Genomic DNA, 18,119 nt, shown 5'->3' with positions numbered 1-18,119 from the left:
GCATTGCTTCCATGTCGGCGCTCCTTTCGTTCGATGGCATCAAGCAGCTTGCGTAATTCGGCGACATCCTTTGCCGACAGCGTTTCGTGCTGGCTGAAATGCGTGAGCAAGGGCGCCATTCGTCCGCCGAAAACGCGATCGAGCAGACTGCGGCTTTCCTGCAATTGCCATTGGGCGCGCGTGAGCAACGGGCTATAAAGGTAGCGACGGCCATCACGCGAAGCTTCTACCGCTCCTTTGCCGAGTAGACGATTGAGCAAGGTGCGAATGGTTTTCTCATGCCAATCGCTACTGGCTTGTACGGCAGCTACGATTTGTTCGGAGGCCAGTGGGGCGCATTGCCAGAGCGCCTCCATAACGCGGCTTTCGGCGTCGCTAATAGGAAGAAGCGGCTGAGACATGGCGCGGCCTCATTGGATTACGCATGTAGTCTTAGCTTCAGATTACACGTGTAATTCATTTTTCAAGGGGCGATGCGCGCTATCTGACGGCCGGGACGTCGATGTCTTCTTGTTGAAGGGTTTTCCCGGATACATCCCAAGCACGCAGCCGGTAGCGACCAGGGTAGAGAAAAAGCTCGTTATGCGAACGATTGTGAAGGAAGGTGTAGCGGTCAGCTGGTGTCGCGGTATCCGGTTCGTTGGGGTAGTGCGCTTCTACCACGCAGGGGATATGTTCTTGGCAAAGCTCGGTGTCGATGCGATACGGCACACGCCTACCTCCGAGCGTCAGCCAGGAGGGCCGCTGACTAAGATCGAAAGGTGGGCGAGGCAGAATGAATTCGTGACGCAATACATCGCTTCTCCCGATGCCATTTATATCAAGATCATCTTCGACGGCGGGCGGCAGGATCACGGTGACATCATGCTGTCTCGGATCGGAAGTCCAAATGGTTCCATGGTTTCGTTCACGCAGCACGTACGGATTTTGCGCTGAAAAATGGCTGGCGACGGCATTGTAAAAACCGAAATCAAGACCTCCTGGGGCGACATCGCGGAATTGCACCTGATCCACACACAACGGGTCATAGCCACTCAGGCGTTTGAGCTGCATGGCCATCGGCTGGATGTCGTCTTCCAGGTTGCCTGGAGCTTTGTCGATATGAGAATAGCCGGCATGCACGAATAGCTTGGCTTGCGGATCTTTGGCGAACACTTTTTCGTAAAGTGCGAGGGCTTGGATGGTATCGCGATCCGTGTCAGATGCATTCTCTGGATCGTAAGCGATGACCGTGTAGCCAAGCCGGATCGCCTGACGCACGATTTCGCCGTAAAGCGGTTCGAGCAGATATTCGCTACCGGATGAATCGATCACATAGCCGCGACGCATCAAGTTCGTATCCCTGCTGCTGAGCGCTTCCACGGCAAAATACTGGAAGCCCAAAGCGCGCAGGCGCGGCAGCAGGGCTAACGTCAATTCGCGGGTATGGGCGTCGTGGTGCGCCTCGTTGACCATCACGATGTGCCGGTCAGCGGCAAGCTTGGCCACCGCATCGGCAGCGTCGACGCTTTCCCAGGCATCTAGTTGGGGTAATGGCGTGGATTTTGGCGGCGCAACCCGATTGTCGAAGGGAAAGGCCATGAGCGCCTCATTATAGAGCCCTAGCTCGCTATCTACCGTCGCCAACAGCTGCTGGGCGAGCATTCTTTCATTGCCTTTCAACCCCGGCATGACCGACACGAGGTAGTCATAGCGTACGAGTCCGTTAGGAGCAGCGCCGAACTGAGCCATCAATTCGCGCGTAGATGGAGGGGATAATGACTCTCGTGCGCTGAGGGAGGCCATCAGCACGGTCGTGCAGAACAGGCACATCACAGTCGTCAAGCGCATCGGTGTGGGGGCGATGTCGGGTGTGTTTTCAGCCTGCACCGGGGCTTAGGCTTGTGCAAGTACCAATTTTCCGCCGTTACAATGGCCCGATGAACGATTCGCGCAGTGATGTATTGATCCTTGGTGGCGGTGTCATTGGTCTTGCTTGTGCGTTGTATCTGCTCAAGGGCGGCGCCCGTGTGCGCGTGCTTGAACAGGGCATGCCCGGTTGTGGTGCTTCGCATGGCAATTGCGGCACGATCACGCCCAGCCATGCAGGGCCCTTGACCATGCCGGGTATGGTCGGCGTGGCGTTGCGCTCCATGTTCCGTGGCGATGCGCCGCTTTACCTTAATCCACGCGTCGACGCCGCTCGTTTGCGTTGGCTAATGGGTTTCGCCCGGCGCTGTAACTGGCATCACTTCGAACGCGCTGCGCAGGCGCGTGCGGCTATCCTCCAGCGCTCACGTCGTCTGATAGCCGAATTGGTTCGGGACGAGGGCCTTGATTGCGAATTCGAAGAGGCCGGCGTGCTTTACGCCTATCGCAGCGACGCGCAAATGGAGCGCGATGAGCTTCATCACGCGCAATTGCTCGATCGTTTGGGCATCCCGGTGCAGCGCTTGCGTGGGGACGAAGTAGAGGCGATGGAGCCGGCGCTCAAGCCGGGAGTACGCGGAGGACTGTTTCATCCGGGAGATGGACGCTTGCGCCCGGATCGTTACGTTGCCGAACTGGCGCGTTTGGTGCGGGAGCAGGGCGGCCTGATCGAAACGGGTGCGAAGATAGAGCGCCTGGAAACAAGCGCCCGGCAGATCACCACCATTTCAACATCGCGTGGCGATTTCACCGGAGAGCGCGTTGTTCTGGCATTAGGTGCCTGGTCGCCATTGCTCGCCAGGCAGTTAGGTTTGCGCCTGCCTATGCAGCCAGGCAAGGGGTATTCACTCACTTACACGCATCCTCAGCACCCACCACGTCATGCGCTGGTGCTGTGCGAAGCGAAGGTTTGCGTGACTACCTGGGGCAGTGGTTTTCGTCTCGGCAGCACCATGGAGTTCTCCGGTTATGCCGCAGGGCTCAATCGCACCCGCCTCGATGCATTGCGACGTGGTGCAGCCGAAGGGTTGCGGGAACCGGAAGGTCCCGTATTGCAGGAGGAGTGGTGGGGGTGGCGTCCGATGAGTGTGGATGAAGTACCCATTGTCGGCCCCAGCACGCGCTGGTCGAATCTGCATATGGCGACTGCACACGGCATGCTCGGCGTAAGCATGTCGGCAGCTACCGGTGAACTGATCGCTGCGCAGATTCACGGAAACGCGCCGTCTCTTGATCCTGCGCCTTACGCGCCGGCACGTTTCCAACTCTAGCCCCTACCCAGGAGGATGCATGAGTGAGCGCTTCGACCTGATTGTGTTGGGAGCAGGTTCCGGGGGATTGAGCGTTGCGCAGCGTGCCGCTCGCCTGGGCGCGCGGGTCGCTTTGTTTGATCCGGATGCTCTTGGCGGTACGTGTGTGAATCGCGGATGCGTGCCTAAAAAAGCCATGTGGTTTGCCGCATACATCGCCGACATGCATCGTCTCGCTGCTGACATCGGTTTCGATGCACAACCCTTGTCACTGGATTGGTCGCGCTTCCGGACCTTACGCGATCAGTACATCGAGGGTATTCGCCATCGCTATGCAACGCGCTTGGACATGGCGGGAATACATGTGATGACGGAAGCAGGACGTCTGGTGGCGCGCGATACCGTGGTCACAGCGAATGGCCTGGAAACCAGCGCATCGCATGTGGTGATCGCCACAGGCTCACGCCCTCGTCGGATCGATCTACCGGGATTTGAACTCGGCATGGTATCGGATGACATCTTTACGCTCGATGCTCCGCCCCAGTCCATTGCGATCGTAGGTGGTGGTTACATAGCCGTGGAGTTTGCATGCGTTCTAAGCAGTTTAGGTTGCCGCGTGGATCTACTGGTACGTGAGAATCTGCTGGCGGATTTCGATCTCGAAGTGGTTGAGGCGCTGGCTGTACAAATGCAGGCGCATGGTATTCGCATCCTGCGCAATACGCGGGTCAGGGAAGTACATGGCTTGCCAGGTCAGGTCACGTTAGAGGCTGCCGATGGCGCTGAATACGGAGTCTACGATGCGTTGCTCTGGGCAATTGGGCGTGTTCCCAACAGTAGAAACCTGGGATTGGAGGAGCTAGGAGTGGCGTGCGACGAGCGTGGGCATGTCTTGGTGGATGTGTACCAGAACACCAGCGTGCAGGGTATTTATGCGGTCGGCGATGTTACCGAGCGCAGAGCGCTTACACCCGTGGCTGTGGCGGCCGGGCGTGCTTTAGCCGATCGACTGATCGGTGGGCAATCCGATGCCAGATTTGATGACCGGATCGTCCCCAGCGTGGTCTTCTCCGAGCCGCCGCTGGGCACAGTGGGCTTGACCGAGCAACAAGCACGCGCTCGCTATGGTGACGCTGTCAGTGCACACACCGGGCGCTACACGCCTTTGCTATGGATGGTGGCGGGGCGTTCGGAACAAACTGTCGTGAAACTGGTATGCGTAGGAGACGAGCGCGAGGTCGTGGGTATCCATGTACTGGGGCCGGGCAGCGATGAGTTGCTGCAAGGTTTTGCGGTGGCGATGCAAAAGAGATTGTATTGGCGCGACCTCAAGGCGGCCATCGCCATTCACCCTACCGCTGCGGAAGAGTTGCTGTTGCTGCACTGAGCGGACACGCGTCAAACTCAGGGTATGGATACCTTTACCCTTACCCGTGGCCATGCGCCGCTGCTGATCAGTTTGCCGCACGATGGCACGTACATACCCGACGAATTATTGGGACGACTGCAGCCGCGAGTGCACTGTTCTCCTGATACCGATTGGCATGTCGCCCGGCTATATGAACCGCTGGCGCAAGCGTTGGGGGCTAGCGTAATCAGGCCTATGGCATCGCGTTATGTGATCGATCTTAATCGACCGGCAGACGGACAGGCTTTGTATCCAGGCCGACGCGAAACGGGCCTGGTTTCCACTATTGGATTTGACGGCGAGCCGCTTTACCTGGACGGACAGGAGCCGGATGCCGAGGAAATTCAGCTGCGCGTCGAGATGTGGTGGCGCCCTTACCATCAGGCTTTAGGAGAGGAAATCGCGCGGCTAAAGGCACAGCACGGCAGGGTCGTATTGTGGGAAGGGCACTCCATCCGAAGCCATGTACCCATGCTGTTTGAGGGGCGCTTGCCCGACTTCAATCTCGGCACGGCTGATGGCACCAGTTGCGGCGCAGAGCTTCAATGGAGTCTCACCAGCGTGCTGGAGGCCCAGTCTCGGTATGACTTTGTCCTCAATGGCCGGTTCAAAGGGGGATTCATCACGCGGCATTACGGCCGGCCGGCAGACAAGGTGCAGGCGGTGCAGTTAGAGCTGGCCCAATGCCAATACATGAACGAAGAGAGTTTCGCGTGGGATGCCGGGAAGGCTCCTTTAGTTCAGGCGACCATTCGCCAATTGCTTGAGCGATGCCTGGACTGAGTTGGCGGGCAGGAGTGCTTTTTAGTTTCGAGGCCATGTTTGAGCCGCTGCCGGAGCGAACAGGATCCTTCGCTTTCGTTCAGTTCCGGTATGCCGAAGTGGATGCATTGTTAATGCGGTCACGCCGCCCGCGGTTGCCGGGTTCCGGCCGGGTCCGTGGCTACCTAAATATCTCGAGGCTCATGATCATGATGCGTAAACTTGCGATCGCTTCCCTGCTGGTGGCAGGTATGGCTCTCTCCGGTTCGGTGCTGGCCCAGGAGCAGCCTGCTGCGCCGGCGGCTACGTCGACCTCGTCGAGCGCCAAGCACACCCACCACAAGTCTTCGACGACACATAAGACGCATACCAAGTCGCACAAGAAGGCTGCGCCGGCTTCCAGCACCACGGCCGGTGGCGCGAAGTAATCGCTGCAGCATAAGTTATCTAGAAGAAACCCGGTGGCTTCGCCCGCCGGGTTTTTTTATGCCGTATTGCTTAGGTTGGAAGCGCAGCAACGCATTTGAGTTCAATGGCGATAGGCGTCGGTAAGGCGCTGATGCCTAGCGTTGTACGGCATGCATCCACGCCGCTGAAGTATTCGGCGTAAAGGCGGTTATAGATGGGAAAATCGCGCGCCATGTCGGTCAGGAACACTGTAACGTCGACCAGTTCTTCCCAGCGCGCACCGCTCGCCTCCAGTACGGCGCGCACATTGGCGAATACTTGTCGGCATTGCCGTTCGATGTCGTAGCTGACCAGCTGGCCTTCGGGGTCGTAGACATTTCCGGGTATGCGGTTGGTGCCCGGTTCGCGCGGACCCACGCCGGAAAGGAACAGCAGGTTCCCCGCACGGCGCGCATGGGGATAGGCACCCACTGGCGTTGGCGCCGCGTCGGTGCGGACAACGTCATTCACCGCGGCTCTCCCACGCGATGCATCAGGTCTTGCAACGCGTGCTCGTACGTGGGGCGTAGCGATTCGCGTGACGATACATGCATCCCCAGATCATGCATATGACCGTTCGAAAGGCTGTAGCACCACGCATGTACGGCGAGTGATTGGCCACGTTCCCATGCATCCATGACGACCGTGGTCTGACAGACATTGACCACCTGTTCGATAGCGTTCAATTCGCACAGACGGATATTGCGCAGGAGCATCGAATCCAACGAGGCCAGGGTGTCCGAATGTTTGTGCGCGACATCGCCCACATGACGAAGCCAGTTGTCGACCAGGCCGAGTCGGCGTTGATCGAGCACCGCTTGCACGCCACCGCAGCCGTAATGCCCGACCACGATGATGTGTTCGACCTTTAATGCGTCTACTGCGAACTGGATGGTGCTCAGACAATTGAGATCGGTATGCGATACCACGTTTGCGACATTGCGCTGAACGAAGATCTCGCCGGGAGGAAGATCTACGATCTGGGTGGCGGGAACACGCGAATCGGAGCAGCCGATCCAAAGGTATTTGGGTGACTGCTGTTTAGCCAGGCGCTCGAAGAATCGAGGATCGGCCTGGGTCATGCTGGCCGACCAGCGGCGGTTGCTGTCAATTAAATCCTGCAGTGGACTGTTCAAGGCAATGTCCTCAGTAACGAATACAGATATTCCGGGGCTCGGTGAAGAAGCGCAGTGCTTCTGCGCCACCTTCGCGCCCGACGCCGGATTGCTTGCTGCCACCAAACGGTGTGCGCAAATCGCGCAATAGCCAGCAGTTGATCCAAACAATGCCAAATTGTAGTTGCGCACCCATGCGATGCGCGCGGGACAGATCACTCGTCCACAGCGATGCGGCCAGCCCATAGCCAGTGCCGTTGGCGATGGCGATCGCCTCGGCCTCGTCATCGAATGGGATCAGTGAGACTACCGGACCGAAAATTTCCTGCTGGTTGGTGAGCGCGTCGTTGGCAAGCCCCTCAATCACAGTGGGTGCAATAAACCAGCCTTCCGCGCAGCGGCCATCAAGTGTCAATGCTTCGCCGCCACACAGGATATCGCCGCCCTCTTCACGCGCCTGCGTAATACAGCGCATCACTTTGTCAAAATGCTCGCGGGAAACCAGCGCCCCCAGATCGCTGGAAGCGTCCTGGGGATCGCCGACGCGCAGCGCGCTGACTCGGGCAAGATATCGCTCGCGGAAAATTTCGTAGATTGAGCGTTGCACCAGCAGGCGTGATCCGCAAAGACAGATCTCTCCTTGGTTGGCGAAGCCCGAGCGCACGATGGTATCGAGATGTTCGTCGGTAAGCTCGGCATCGGCAAACACAATGGCGGGGTTTTTCCCCCCTAATTCCAGCGATATTTTTTTGAATTGCGGGGCTGCCGTCGCAGCGATGCTCGCGCCTGTATGGGTGCTGCCAGTGAAAGAAATGGCTTTGACCGCAGGATGCTCGACGATAGCCTGCCCCGTGGTGGGCCCGCGGCCCAGCACGACATTCAGCACGCCGGGGGGAAAGCCTGCTTCGATGCTCAATGCTCCTAGCAGCGCGGCGGTGCAAGGGGTTATTTCCGAGGGTTTGGCGATAACGGTGTTACCGCAAGCCAGCGCAGGGGCGATTTTCCAGGTAAACAAGTACAGCGGAAGGTTCCATGGACTGATGCAACCGACGACTCCGAGCGGATGTCGAAGCGTGTAGTTGATAGCCCCGCTTTCCATCGCATGCGATTCGCTTTCCCACCCAATGATCGCGGCAGCAAAGAAGCGCAGGTTGGATACGGCGCGTGGAATATCCAACTGCCTGGCGAGGGCGGCGGGCTTACCGCTATCGCGCGATTCCAGCGCGGCAAACGCTTCAAGCCGCGCTTCGATCAGGTCAGCCAGGCGATGCAGAAGCCGCGCACGCTCGTCGGCAGGTGTCGCAGCCCATGCCGGCGCGGCTCTTTGCGCAGCCTTGGCGGCGGCGTCGACGTCAGCGGCGGAGGAGTCGGGGCATTGCGCAAATACGGCACCGGTAGCCGGTTCATGGACGGGGAGCCACTGATCGCCCCATGGCCCTTGCAGGCGACCATCAATGAGGTTGGCAAGACGTGTGCTTGGCATCGTTACAAGCTTAGAGCTTGCAGATGCAGAATGCACCGGACGCTACCGTATGCGTGAGCGAGGGGCACCCCGTTCTTGATCAGCTCAAAGCTTTGGTGCGTCCGCCATCCACCGCGATGCTCACACCGTTGACGTAAGCCGCTGCCGGCGTGCAGAGGAAGGCGATAACTGCGGCAATTTCATCAGGTTCGCCAAAACGGCGCGCAGGCACCGTGGCAGCCATTTCTTTGGCCAGATCCTGCTCGTTCCGGCCACTCTTTTGGGCTTTTGCAGCCAGCAGGCCATCCAGTCGCGCAGTACGCGTATAGCCGGGCAGCACATTGTTGACCGTGATGCCTTCGGCAGCCAGTTCACCGGCAAGCGTCTTGGCCCATGCCGCCATGGCTGCGCGAACAGTATTGGAAACACCGAGGCCGGGGATCGGTTCCTTGACCGAAGTTGAAATAACGTTCACCACTCGCCCATAACGATTGCCCCGCATGCCAGGAAGCACTGTCTGCAGCAAGGCATGGGCCGCCAGTACGTGCTGACGGAACGTGCTTTCGAAAGCGACCGCTTCGGCACTCTCGATGGGGCCTCCCGGCGGGCCGCCGCTGTTGTTGATCAAGATGTGTACCGGCGTGGCCTCGACGATATCGGCGCAGGTTGCCTTCAGCCCGTCGGTGTCTTGCATATCCACACTGCGCCAGCCATGACATTGATTTGCGTGTTTGCGCGGCAAGCTGTCCGCGAGTGCGGCGAGGCGATCGGCAGAGCGTGCGAGCAAGGTAACGTCCGCGCCCAGTTCGGCAAGTTCAACGGCCGTCGCTCGGCCAATACCTTGGGACGCGCCACACACCAGGGCGTGACGTCCGCTTAGATTCAAGTCCATGCGATCTCCCGGAAGTTGTCGTGATTACGTGCGGCTATGCCATTGCAAAGCCAGCGCCGCAATCCAGGACGCCCATGCGAGCCACTGACTGTAGCGCCAGGTGCGCCACAGGCGCGTGATAGCCGGATCGTCAATGGCGGCAATCGCAGGCGAACGCAACACATGTTGCATGCGCAGCCATAGTTGGGGCCCGTGCGCCGCTTGTGCACCGCCTGTGTCCACGATGACTTTCCAGTGCTGTGGATAGTCTTCACGCAGTCGTTTGGCGATGCGGAACGGCAGCACGGCATGCGTGATAAAGCAGGCAAGCCCAATCACCAGCAAACCGATATATACCGTTACCAGAGTCAAAGATTGCTCCAGCTCAGATGAGGCAGATCAGTGCGCAGGGAATGCAGTAATCCATCTCCTTGCGGTGGCTTGCCGCAAACGGCGTCATTCACGGCCTCCGCGTAAGCCTTGTCCATCAAGCCTACCCATACGACGCCATCCGGGCCGTGGTGGATTTTGTAACTTCCGCCGATGGTTGTCGCGGAAGGCGTCGTGCTGTTGCTGGTGGAAAACGTACTGGCAGACTGCTCCCAGTAAGTGTTGTCCGATTGCTGTTTGCCGGAGCTGTAAACCACCAGGTAGCGCGCACGCTTGTCGGTGACTGTCACGCTGCCAAAGGCGCCGCTGTCGCTGTCAGTCCAGCCCATGTATTCGCATAGCTTGATGTCCTGTGAATCGATCGGCTGAAAAGCCGCATCGAGCTGGACAACAGTCGGCGCGAACAGGTAGCTAGATCCCATCAGTGAGCGGCCGGTGAGCTCGGATTTCAGCCCGATCTTGTACGGCACTTTGACATCCACTGGCAGTACGAAGCTCAGGAAATAGCTGCGCGCGCCGTTGATGGCCACCACTGGGCTACCGGGACCGAGTTCGAATCGCTGCGGACGCCAGGGCAGCCGCGTCTGGTACGAGAAATCCGCGAAACTCGTGCAGCACGGGGTGGCATCGGCGAGCGCTTTTTTAGCGTCGGCCAACGTCTTGGGCGGCGGGCTCTGTGGCAGCAGGTTGGTCGGCAGCGGCAGCTTGACGCTGTGACAAGCCGCGAGCAGCAACGTAAGGATGAGCGTGATGGGTAGTGTGAAACGCATGGGCAAATCGGATTAGAAGTCGGCGCTCCCGGCCGTACGTGGATAAGGAATGGCGTCCCGGATATTCGAGAGGCCGCATACATACACCAACAGGCGCTCGAAGCCGAGACCGAAGCCTGCATGGGGAACGGTGCCGTAACGGCGTAGATCACGGTACCAGCCATACGTGGCAAGATCGAGACCGAACTTGGCCATACGGCGATCCAGATAGTCCAATCGCTCCTCGCGTTGGCTGCCGCCGATGATCTCGCCGATACCCGGTGCCAGTACGTCCATCGCGGCGACGGTCTTCTCGTCGTCGTTCAGGCGCATATAGAAGGCCTTGATCTGTTCGGGATAATTCATCACTACTACCGGACGGCCGATGTGTTTCTCGGCCAGGTAGCGTTCGTGTTCCGTTTGGAGATCCACGCCCCAGGTCACCGGGAAGTCGAATTTTTGGCCCGATTTTTTCAGGATGTCGATCGCATCCGTGTAATCAATGCGCTCGAACGGCTGCGCGATGAAATGTTCCAGCCGGGTAACGGCCTCCGGCAGCACGCGCTCGGCAAAGAACGCCATGTCATCCGCTCGCTCATCGAGCACGGCCTTGAAGATCGCCTTGAGGAAGGCTTCAGCGCAATCCGCATCGGCGGTGAGGTCAGCGAAGGCGATTTCCGGTTCCACCATCCAGAACTCGGCCAGATGGCGAGGTGTGTTGGAGTTCTCCGCACGAAAAGTAGGGCCGAAGGTATAGACCTTGCTCATCGCCAGGGCGTAGGCCTCGACGTTGAGCTGCCCTGATACGGTGAGAAAAGCTTCGCGGCCGAAGAAGTCCTTGCGGAAATCAATCTTGCCCTTGTCGTCGCGGGGCAGGTTGGCCAGATCCAGGGTGGAAAGGCGAAACATGTCGCCGGCGCCTTCGGCGTCAGACGTAGTGATGATAGGCGTGTTGATCCAGAAGAAACCCTGCTCCGTGAGATGACGGTGAATCGCCATCATCATTGTGTGACGCACGCGGGTCACCGCCCCGAACAGATTGGTGCGGGGGCGCAGGTGCGCGACCTCGCGCAGGAATTCCATCGAGTGCTGCTTGGGCTGGATCGGATAGGTGTTTGGATCTTCGACCAGTCCAGTCACGATGACGCTGTCCGCCTGCAATTCGAACGTCTGGCCCTTGCCCTGGGAGGGTACTAACGTGCCGTGGACGATCAGGCTTGCACCGCTAGTGAGGTGTTTCACCTCACTCTCGTAATTGACCAGCGCGGCGGGTACCACTGCCTGAATAGGGTCGAAGCAAGAGCCGTCGCTGATGTTTACGAACGACAGGCCGGCCTTGGATTCGCGGACGGTGCGGACCCACCCGCGTACGGTTATCTCGCTGCCGGCTTCGAGCTTGCCGGAAAGGGCCTGTTTGACGCTGACCACCGTCATGGATTGAAACTCCTGGGAGAGGCGCCCATGTACTCATGAGCGTGAAGGCAAGCAGGCATGATAATGTAGCCCTTGCCCATACCGCGACATGCTGAAAGTCGATTTGAACGCGCTGTTGCCATGACTATCTCCATCACCACTTCCGCTCAACAACGCATGCGCCAGTTTCTGGCGCAGACGCCCGCCGCTGCAGGTGTCAGGTTCGGGGTGAAGCGCACCGGATGCTCCGGGTTCGCCTATGTCGTGGATTTGGCTGATCACGTCAGCGCGGACGACCAGACGTTCCAGATCGGCGGGGTCGCCGTCATCGTGGACACCAAAAGCCTGCCGTTAATCGATGGCACCGAGATCGATTTTCAACGCCAGGGGCTTAATGCGAGTTTCGTCTTCCGCAATCCCAATGCTACGGGGGAGTGCGGATGTGGAGAGAGTTTTACCATCGGGTGACGCTACCCAGGGGGGCTCGCGCACAGGTCGTTCAGGCCTTCGGAAGCAGGCTCGGGCGCCATTTCGCGTTGCTTTCAATCAATTCAGCAACTTGCGTGGACTCATTCGCTCCGCTTACAATCCCGCTTCTGCCTGGCCTAAAGAGACGCTTGGCAGTCCCTTGCCTCACCGCCATCCGCGGGAGGCTGCGAGGCCCATAAGGGTCGCATCCATAAGGAGTTTTCCAATGACCTTGCGTCATTATGAAGTTGTATTCCTGGTTCATCCGGATCAGAGCGAACAGGTTCCGGCCATGATCGAGCGTTACAAGGCGCTGATTACGGCTGATGGCGGCCAGATTCATCGTCTGGAAGATTGGGGCCGTCGCCAGTTGGCGTATCCCATCGTGAACTTGGCCAAGGCCCATTACGTGATGCTCAACATTGAAGTGAGCCAGAGCGTGCTGAATGAGCTGGAGTCAGGTTTCCGCTTCAACGATGCGGTGCTGCGCCACTTGGTCATCAAGCGCGATGCGGCCGAGAGCGAGCAGTCCTTCATCCTCAAGAGCAAGGAAAAGGACGATGCCAAGTCGTCCCGCCGCCGTGATGAGGATGTTGATGGCGACGACCGCCGTGTCGGACGTGCCGATAGTGACGACGCCGATCTCGAAGACTGATAGGAGCCCATAGCCATGTCCAAGTTCTTCCGCCGCCGCAAGTTCTGCCGCTTCACGGCCGAAAACGTCAAAGAGATCGATTACAAGGATCTCAATACGTTGCGCCAGTACATCACCGAAAACGGCAAGATCGTGCCCAGCCGTATCACCGGCACCAAAGCGCGCTATCAGCGCCAGCTGGCAACAGCCATCAAGCGCGCGCGTTTCCTGGCGTTGCTGCCGTACACCGACAATCACGACGTTTGATGACGTCGTCGCATCCGTGTCCTCTCCTTTCGGGGAGAGGATTCCGGTGAGAGCGGATGCGTAGCACTTCAGTTAACCGCCGTGCGCGGTAAACGCGCATCCGGTTGGCATTTCACCGCTGCTCTCCTTCAGGAGAGATGTCGATTTCGGACAACCGTCCACGGCTGCATCGGCCATTTCGGTGCTAACGAATCAAGGAATACCCCATGGAACTCATTCTGCTTGAGAAAGTGCGCAATCTCGGCAACCTCGGCGACAAGGTCAAGGTGAAGCCGGGCTATGGCCGCAACTATCTGCTGCCTCAGGGCAAGGCCGTCCGCGTGACTGCTGAAAATCTGGCTGCGTTCGAAACGCGTCGCGCCGAGTACGAGGCCAAGGCCAACAAGCTGCTGACCGATGCCGATGCCCGCAGGAACAAGCTCACTGACGTGACCGTGACGATCGCCGCCAACGCTAGCCCGGAAGGCAAGCTGTACGGTTCGGTCGGTCCGCGCGAGATTGCCGATGCACTCCAGGCTGCTGGCCATGATGTGCACAAGGGCGAGGTCATTCAGGGCGAGGGCCCGATCCGGCATATTGGCGAATTCGAGGCGGTGATCAGCTTGCACGCCGATGTGCAGAACACGATCAAAGTGATCGTAGTCAGCGAAAAGCAGTAAGTATCGCAAGAGCTGAGGTCAGCGGTTGGCGTTTTGGCGTCGATCACATCGCAAGCCCTAGCAGACAAAAGGCACTGAGCCTCGACGCCAGTGCCTTTTGTTTTGCCTCCGGGCTTATCCCCAGCTTCTCACAAGATATCCACAGACTTATTGTCTTAACGCCTGAGACACCTCCGCGTATGCTCGTGACTTAATGTTTGCATGCGTGGTTTTGCGCGTCTTCCTTGCTGCAGGGAATGTCCATGTCCTTCGTGCCCGAACGCAAATCCGCCCAGAGCGCTATCGAGGCTTTGCGGGTGCCCCCGCATTCCATTGATGCCGAACAGGCCGTACTGGGTGGCTTAATGCTGGCGGCCGACGCCCTGGATCGCGTCGCGGACAAACTCAGCGAACAGGACTTCTATCGCAAGGATCATCGGATGATCTGGCGCGCTATTACCGAGCTCGCCAACAAAGGCATGCCTTGCGATGCGGTGACGCTGGGCGACTGGTTTGAAGCCAATGACCTTGCAGAAATGGCGGGAGGCGCCAGTTATCTTGTCGAGTTGGCCAATGCTACGCCGAGTGCGGCCAACATCATTGCCTACGCTGAGATCGTGCGGGAGAAGTCGGTACTGCGGCAGCTGATCGACGCGGGCACCGCCATTACCGAAGATGGTTATCGCCCTGAAGGCAAATCGGTGCAGGAAGTGCTGGAAAACGCAGAACAGCGCGTATTCCACATTGCCGAATCGGGGGCGCGTGGCAAGAAAGATACGGTATCGATGCGCGAGGCGGTGAAGGACGCTTTTCGCCTCTTGCATGAGCGCTACCAGAATCGCGGTCAGCTGACCGGTATCTCTACGGGATTTACCGATCTGGATAATTTAACGTCCGGGTTGCAGCCGTCGGATCTGATCATCGTCGCGGCGCGTCCCTCCATGGGTAAGACCGCTTTTTCGCTGAATATTGCCGAGGCCGCTGCGCTTCGTGCGAAAAAACCGGTGGCTGTTTTCTCGATGGAAATGTCGGCCTCGCAGCTTGCGTTCCGCCTGATTTCCTCGGTCGGTCGCATTCATCAGCAACATCTGCGCAACGGTGATCTGGCCGAGGAAGACTGGCCACGCGTCACCAATGCTATTGCGCTCCTGTCTGAAGCAAAGATCTTCATCGATGACACGCCAGGCTTGTCGCCCGTAGAAATGCGTTCGCGCGCACGTCGGTTGGCGCGTGAACACGGCGGATTGGGTTTGATCGTGATCGATTACCTCCAGCTGATGCAGGTGCCGGGAAATAAGGAGAATCGCGCCACGGAAATCTCAGAAATTTCCCGCTCCTTGAAAGGTCTCGCCAAAGAACTCAATGTGCCGGTGATCGCGTTGTCGCAGCTCAACCGTTCGCTGGAACAGCGTGCGGACAAGCGCCCGATGATGTCGGATCTGCGCGAATCGGGCGCTATCGAACAGGATGCTGACGTCATCATGTTCATCTACCGCGATGAGTACTACAACAAGGAGTCGCCTGACAAAGGTTTGGCCGAGATCATCATCGGCAAGCAGCGTAACGGTCCTACGGATACGGTAAAGCTGACCTTCTTGGGCCATTACACCAAGTTCGAGAACTATAGTCCCGACAGCTACACCGGACATTTCTGATAAGGATGTTGCCCGGACATTGCCACGCCAATGTCCGGACCCGACGCCAGTTGGCCGTTAACCTATGATGTGACGAACGTTCGCCACCGTGTCGGTGCGAGCGAGCTTGCTTTTATTCCACGTTCGATCGGTCCCGGAACATGAGCCGCACCACCGTTGCCACCATTCATCTCAACGCGTTACGCCACAATCTTGCCCGCATCAAGGCAATGTCAGCACCGGCCAAAGTGATGGCCGTCGTCAAGGCGGACGCATACGGGCATGGCCTGGAGCGCGTGGCACGTGCATTGGATGGCGCTGCCGATGCCTTTGCGGTGGCGTCACTGGGCGATGGTTTGCGCTTGCGCGCGGCAGGGCATCGGCAGCGTATCGTCGTGCTCTCGGGACCTGACCAACCGGGCGATATTGCCGAAATGCAGCGCCTCGGGCTTGACGCAGCCATTCATCACGAGAGCCAGCTGAAATGGCTGTCGGAGGCTTCCGCTGCACAGGGACGCCTGCGCGTGTGGCTGAAGGTGGACAGCGGCATGCATCGCCTCGGCTTTGCCCCTGGGCGTGCGGCGACTGTGCATGCACAACTGGCGACGATGGCGGGGATCGATCCGGAGATCGGCTTGATGACGCATTTTGCCGAGTCAGAGGTCTTTGGCGGAATCCGTACGCATCAGCAAATCGAGCGATTCCTGGTTGCTACGGGCAGACTGTCCGGCCCACGCTCGCTTTCCAATTCCGCCGCGGTGCTCGGCTGGCCCGATGCGCGAGGTGACTGGGTGCGTACAGGGGGGCTGCTTTATGGGTTGTCCGTAGTAGAAGGAAAAAGTGGAGCCGATTTTGGTTTCAAGCCGGCTATGACACTGGCTACACGCTTGATTGCGGTGAACACCATTAAGCGTGGCGAACGCATTGGCTACAACGGGCTATGGGAATGTCCTGAGGACATGCCAGTAGGTGTTGCCGCCGTCGGTTATGGCGATGGTTATCCACGCAGCGCTGTCACCGGCACGCCTGTGCTTGTGGGTACCACGCGCGTTCCCTTGATTGGGCGTGTTTCGATGGACCTCATTACCGTGGATTTGCGTACGGCTCCGGAGGCTCGCGTGGGTGATCGCGTCGTGCTGTGGGGAAGTGAGTTACCGGTGGAATTGGTGGCTGCTCAAGCCGGTACGATCAGTTATGACCTGACGTGCGGCATGACGCGCCGCGTTCTGTTCGTGGAGGACGAGCAGTAGCGGGCGGATCTCGCAAGCTGCGACCGCTGCGGGCTAAGCTCTGTCCAACGCTCTTACGCAAGTTATCTCATGGCCAAAGCCAAAACCGCCTATGTCTGTACTGATTGCGGCGCTGAACACACCAAATGGCAGGGTCAATGCGTCGAATGTGGCGCGTGGAACACGCTTTCAGAATTCGTCGTACAGCCTGCCCAAAAATCCGTAGGTGCCGCCAGGCAAAGTGGCTATGCAGGGGTGGCCAACGGTGTAGCGCGCATTACACCGTTGACGGACGTACTGGTCACTGCTGAATCGCGGACATTGACCGGTATCGGAGAGTTAGATCGCGTGCTGGGCGGCGGTCTGGTCGATGGTTCTGTGGTGCTGATCGGTGGCGATCCCGGCATCGGCAAATCGACGCTGTTGTTGCAGATGCTTGGCAAGCTTGGCGAAAAGCTTCCCAGCGTCTATGTCACGGGCGAAGAATCACTGGCTCAGGTTGCGGCACGCGCACAGCGTCTTGATCTGCCCTTGCAGCCGCTGCATGCCCTTGCTGAAACCGGCATCGAGCGCATCCTTGATCAGGTTGCCACCACGCGGCCTCGTGTATTGGTGATTGACTCCATCCAGACGATCTGGACGGAGCTGCTTACCGCAGCACCAGGCTCGGTGAGCCAGGTGCGCGAATCGGCTGCCAAGCTGACCCGATTTGCAAAGGAAACCGGTACTTCGGTGTTCCTCGTCGGACATGTCACCAAAGAAGGCGGCATCGCCGGTCCACGCGTGCTCGAGCACATGGTCGACGCGGTGCTGTATTTCGAAGGCGAGTCCGGCAGCCGTTTCCGAGTGCTACGCGCTTTCAAGAATCGCTTTGGTGCCGTGAACGAGTTGGGCGTGTTTGCGATGTCCGAAAAGGGTTTGCGGGAAGTGCCCAATCCTTCTGCAATTTTCCTTTCCGCGCATAGCGGGCCGACCTCAGGCAGCGCCGTGATGGTGACGCGTGAAGGCACGCGTCCTTTGCTAGTGGAGGTACAAGCCCTGGTCGATCAGTCTTCCTTGGGAAATCCCCGACGTGTGACGCTCGGTCTCGAACAAAACCGCCTGGCCATGTTGTTGGCGGTCTTGCATCGGCATGGCGGCGTGGCGGCTTACGATCAGGACGTTTTCGTCAATGTGGTAGGGGGTATCCGTGTGCAGGAGACTGCGGCGGATCTACCTGTGCTGCTGGCTGTGCTGTCGTCGTTACGTGACCGCCCGCTGCCGGAGAAGACCATCGCCTTTGGTGAAATCGGGCTGTCCGGCGAAATTCGCCCTGTTCCGAATGGCGAAGAGCGGCTGAAGGAGGCGGCACATCATGGATTTCAGCGCGCGATCGTGCCGAAGGCGAATGCGCCGAAGAAAGGTCGCGTGGGCGATATGGAAGTGATTGGCGTGGAGCGGTTGGCGCAGGCAATTGACGCCTGTCGATGACGGC

General features: G+C 58.8%; 19 protein-coding genes and 1 pseudogene. 11 read left to right on the top strand and 9 right to left on the bottom strand.

Annotated features, from left to right (window positions below):
- Positions 1-20: 20 nt before the first annotated feature.
- Positions 21-401: pseudogene (locus tag AC4HNJ_RS14540) on the bottom strand (BlaI/MecI/CopY family transcriptional regulator); the annotation flags it as partial.
- Between the two features lie 79 nt (positions 402-480).
- Positions 481-1,869, bottom strand: coding sequence for a hypothetical protein (locus tag AC4HNJ_RS14535; protein ID WP_490480309.1), 1,389 nt, complete (start codon positions 1,867-1,869; stop codon positions 481-483).
- Between the two features lie 50 nt (positions 1,870-1,919).
- On the opposite strand from AC4HNJ_RS14535, the gene AC4HNJ_RS14530 reads away from it, so the two are divergent.
- The 4 genes from AC4HNJ_RS14530 to AC4HNJ_RS14515 all read left to right on the top strand — a co-directional run bounded on the left by AC4HNJ_RS14530 (position 1,920) and on the right by AC4HNJ_RS14515 (position 5,756).
- Positions 1,920-3,179, top strand: a complete 1,260-nt coding sequence (locus AC4HNJ_RS14530; RefSeq protein WP_490480308.1) for an NAD(P)/FAD-dependent oxidoreductase — start codon at positions 1,920-1,922, stop codon at positions 3,177-3,179.
- Between the two features lie 19 nt (positions 3,180-3,198).
- Positions 3,199-4,545 (top strand): glutathione-disulfide reductase, encoded by a 1,347-nt coding sequence (gorA, locus tag AC4HNJ_RS14525; protein WP_490480307.1) that lies wholly within the window; start codon positions 3,199-3,201, stop codon positions 4,543-4,545.
- A gap of 24 nt (positions 4,546-4,569) precedes the next feature.
- A complete protein-coding gene (gene hutG / locus AC4HNJ_RS14520) occupies positions 4,570-5,349 on the top strand; it encodes an N-formylglutamate deformylase (protein ID WP_490480306.1) in 780 nt (259 codons plus the stop codon).
- A 188-nt stretch (positions 5,350-5,537) separates the two neighbouring features.
- Complete coding sequence (locus AC4HNJ_RS14515; protein WP_490480305.1) at positions 5,538-5,756, top strand: hypothetical protein; 219 nt, start codon at positions 5,538-5,540, stop codon at positions 5,754-5,756.
- A 70-nt stretch (positions 5,757-5,826) separates the two neighbouring features.
- Here AC4HNJ_RS14515 and AC4HNJ_RS14510 read toward each other — a convergent pair whose 3' ends face one another.
- From AC4HNJ_RS14510 to asnS, 7 genes are all read right to left on the bottom strand, one after another.
- On the bottom strand, positions 5,827-6,246 hold the full coding sequence (locus AC4HNJ_RS14510) for a RidA family protein (RefSeq protein ID WP_490480304.1): 420 nt from the start codon (positions 6,244-6,246) through the stop codon (positions 5,827-5,829).
- A complete protein-coding gene (gene can / locus AC4HNJ_RS14505) occupies positions 6,243-6,911 on the bottom strand; it encodes a carbonate dehydratase (RefSeq protein WP_490480303.1) in 669 nt (222 codons plus the stop codon). Before can ends, AC4HNJ_RS14510 begins: the two co-directional genes overlap by 4 nt.
- A 10-nt stretch (positions 6,912-6,921) precedes the next feature.
- Positions 6,922-8,373 carry an aldehyde dehydrogenase gene (locus tag AC4HNJ_RS14500; RefSeq protein WP_490480302.1) on the bottom strand — a complete coding sequence of 484 codons (1,452 nt, stop codon included), beginning with the start codon at positions 8,371-8,373 and terminating at the stop codon, positions 6,922-6,924.
- A 79-nt stretch (positions 8,374-8,452) separates the two neighbouring features.
- A complete protein-coding gene (locus AC4HNJ_RS14495) occupies positions 8,453-9,244 on the bottom strand; it encodes an SDR family oxidoreductase (protein WP_490480301.1) in 792 nt (263 codons plus the stop codon).
- A gap of 24 nt (positions 9,245-9,268) precedes the next feature.
- Entirely contained in the window at positions 9,269-9,595 is a 327-nt protein-coding gene (locus AC4HNJ_RS14490) for a hypothetical protein (protein WP_490480300.1), read from the bottom strand.
- Positions 9,592-10,383 carry a hypothetical protein gene (locus AC4HNJ_RS14485; RefSeq protein ID WP_490480299.1) on the bottom strand — a complete coding sequence of 264 codons (792 nt, stop codon included), beginning with the start codon at positions 10,381-10,383 and terminating at the stop codon, positions 9,592-9,594. Before AC4HNJ_RS14485 ends, AC4HNJ_RS14490 begins: the two co-directional genes overlap by 4 nt.
- 12 nt (positions 10,384-10,395) lie before the next feature.
- A complete protein-coding gene (gene asnS, locus AC4HNJ_RS14480) occupies positions 10,396-11,796 on the bottom strand; it encodes an asparagine--tRNA ligase (protein ID WP_490480298.1) in 1,401 nt (466 codons plus the stop codon).
- Positions 11,797-11,916: 120 nt separating this feature from the next.
- On the opposite strand from asnS, the gene AC4HNJ_RS14475 reads away from it, so the two are divergent.
- The 7 genes from AC4HNJ_RS14475 (at position 11,917) to radA (ending at position 18,115) form a co-directional block, all read left to right on the top strand.
- Positions 11,917-12,243: a HesB/IscA family protein gene (locus AC4HNJ_RS14475; protein ID WP_490480297.1), complete on the top strand. Its 327-nt coding sequence runs from the start codon at positions 11,917-11,919 to the stop codon at positions 12,241-12,243.
- 226 nt (positions 12,244-12,469) lie between these two features.
- Positions 12,470-12,898, top strand: a complete 429-nt coding sequence (gene rpsF / locus AC4HNJ_RS14470) for a 30S ribosomal protein S6 (protein WP_490480296.1) — start codon at positions 12,470-12,472, stop codon at positions 12,896-12,898.
- A gap of 15 nt (positions 12,899-12,913) precedes the next feature.
- Positions 12,914-13,144 carry a 30S ribosomal protein S18 gene (gene rpsR / locus AC4HNJ_RS14465; RefSeq protein ID WP_074552179.1) on the top strand — a complete coding sequence of 77 codons (231 nt, stop codon included), beginning with the start codon at positions 12,914-12,916 and terminating at the stop codon, positions 13,142-13,144.
- Positions 13,145-13,350: 206 nt separating this feature from the next.
- Complete coding sequence (gene rplI, locus AC4HNJ_RS14460; RefSeq protein ID WP_490480295.1) at positions 13,351-13,803, top strand: 50S ribosomal protein L9; 453 nt, start codon at positions 13,351-13,353, stop codon at positions 13,801-13,803.
- Between the two features lie 242 nt (positions 13,804-14,045).
- On the top strand, positions 14,046-15,437 hold the full coding sequence (locus tag AC4HNJ_RS14455) for a replicative DNA helicase (RefSeq protein ID WP_490480294.1): 1,392 nt from the start codon (positions 14,046-14,048) through the stop codon (positions 15,435-15,437).
- A gap of 140 nt (positions 15,438-15,577) precedes the next feature.
- Positions 15,578-16,666, top strand: a complete 1,089-nt coding sequence (gene alr, locus AC4HNJ_RS14450; protein WP_490480293.1) for an alanine racemase — start codon at positions 15,578-15,580, stop codon at positions 16,664-16,666.
- Between the two features lie 69 nt (positions 16,667-16,735).
- Positions 16,736-18,115, top strand: a complete 1,380-nt coding sequence (gene radA / locus AC4HNJ_RS14445; protein WP_490480292.1) for a DNA repair protein RadA — start codon at positions 16,736-16,738, stop codon at positions 18,113-18,115.
- Positions 18,116-18,119: the final 4 nt, after the last annotated feature.

Source organism: Dyella sp. SYSU CM1112 (assembly GCF_058216415.1).
Note: the sequence above shows the minus strand (reverse complement) of the source record. Positions and strands in the feature narration are given on the sequence as shown.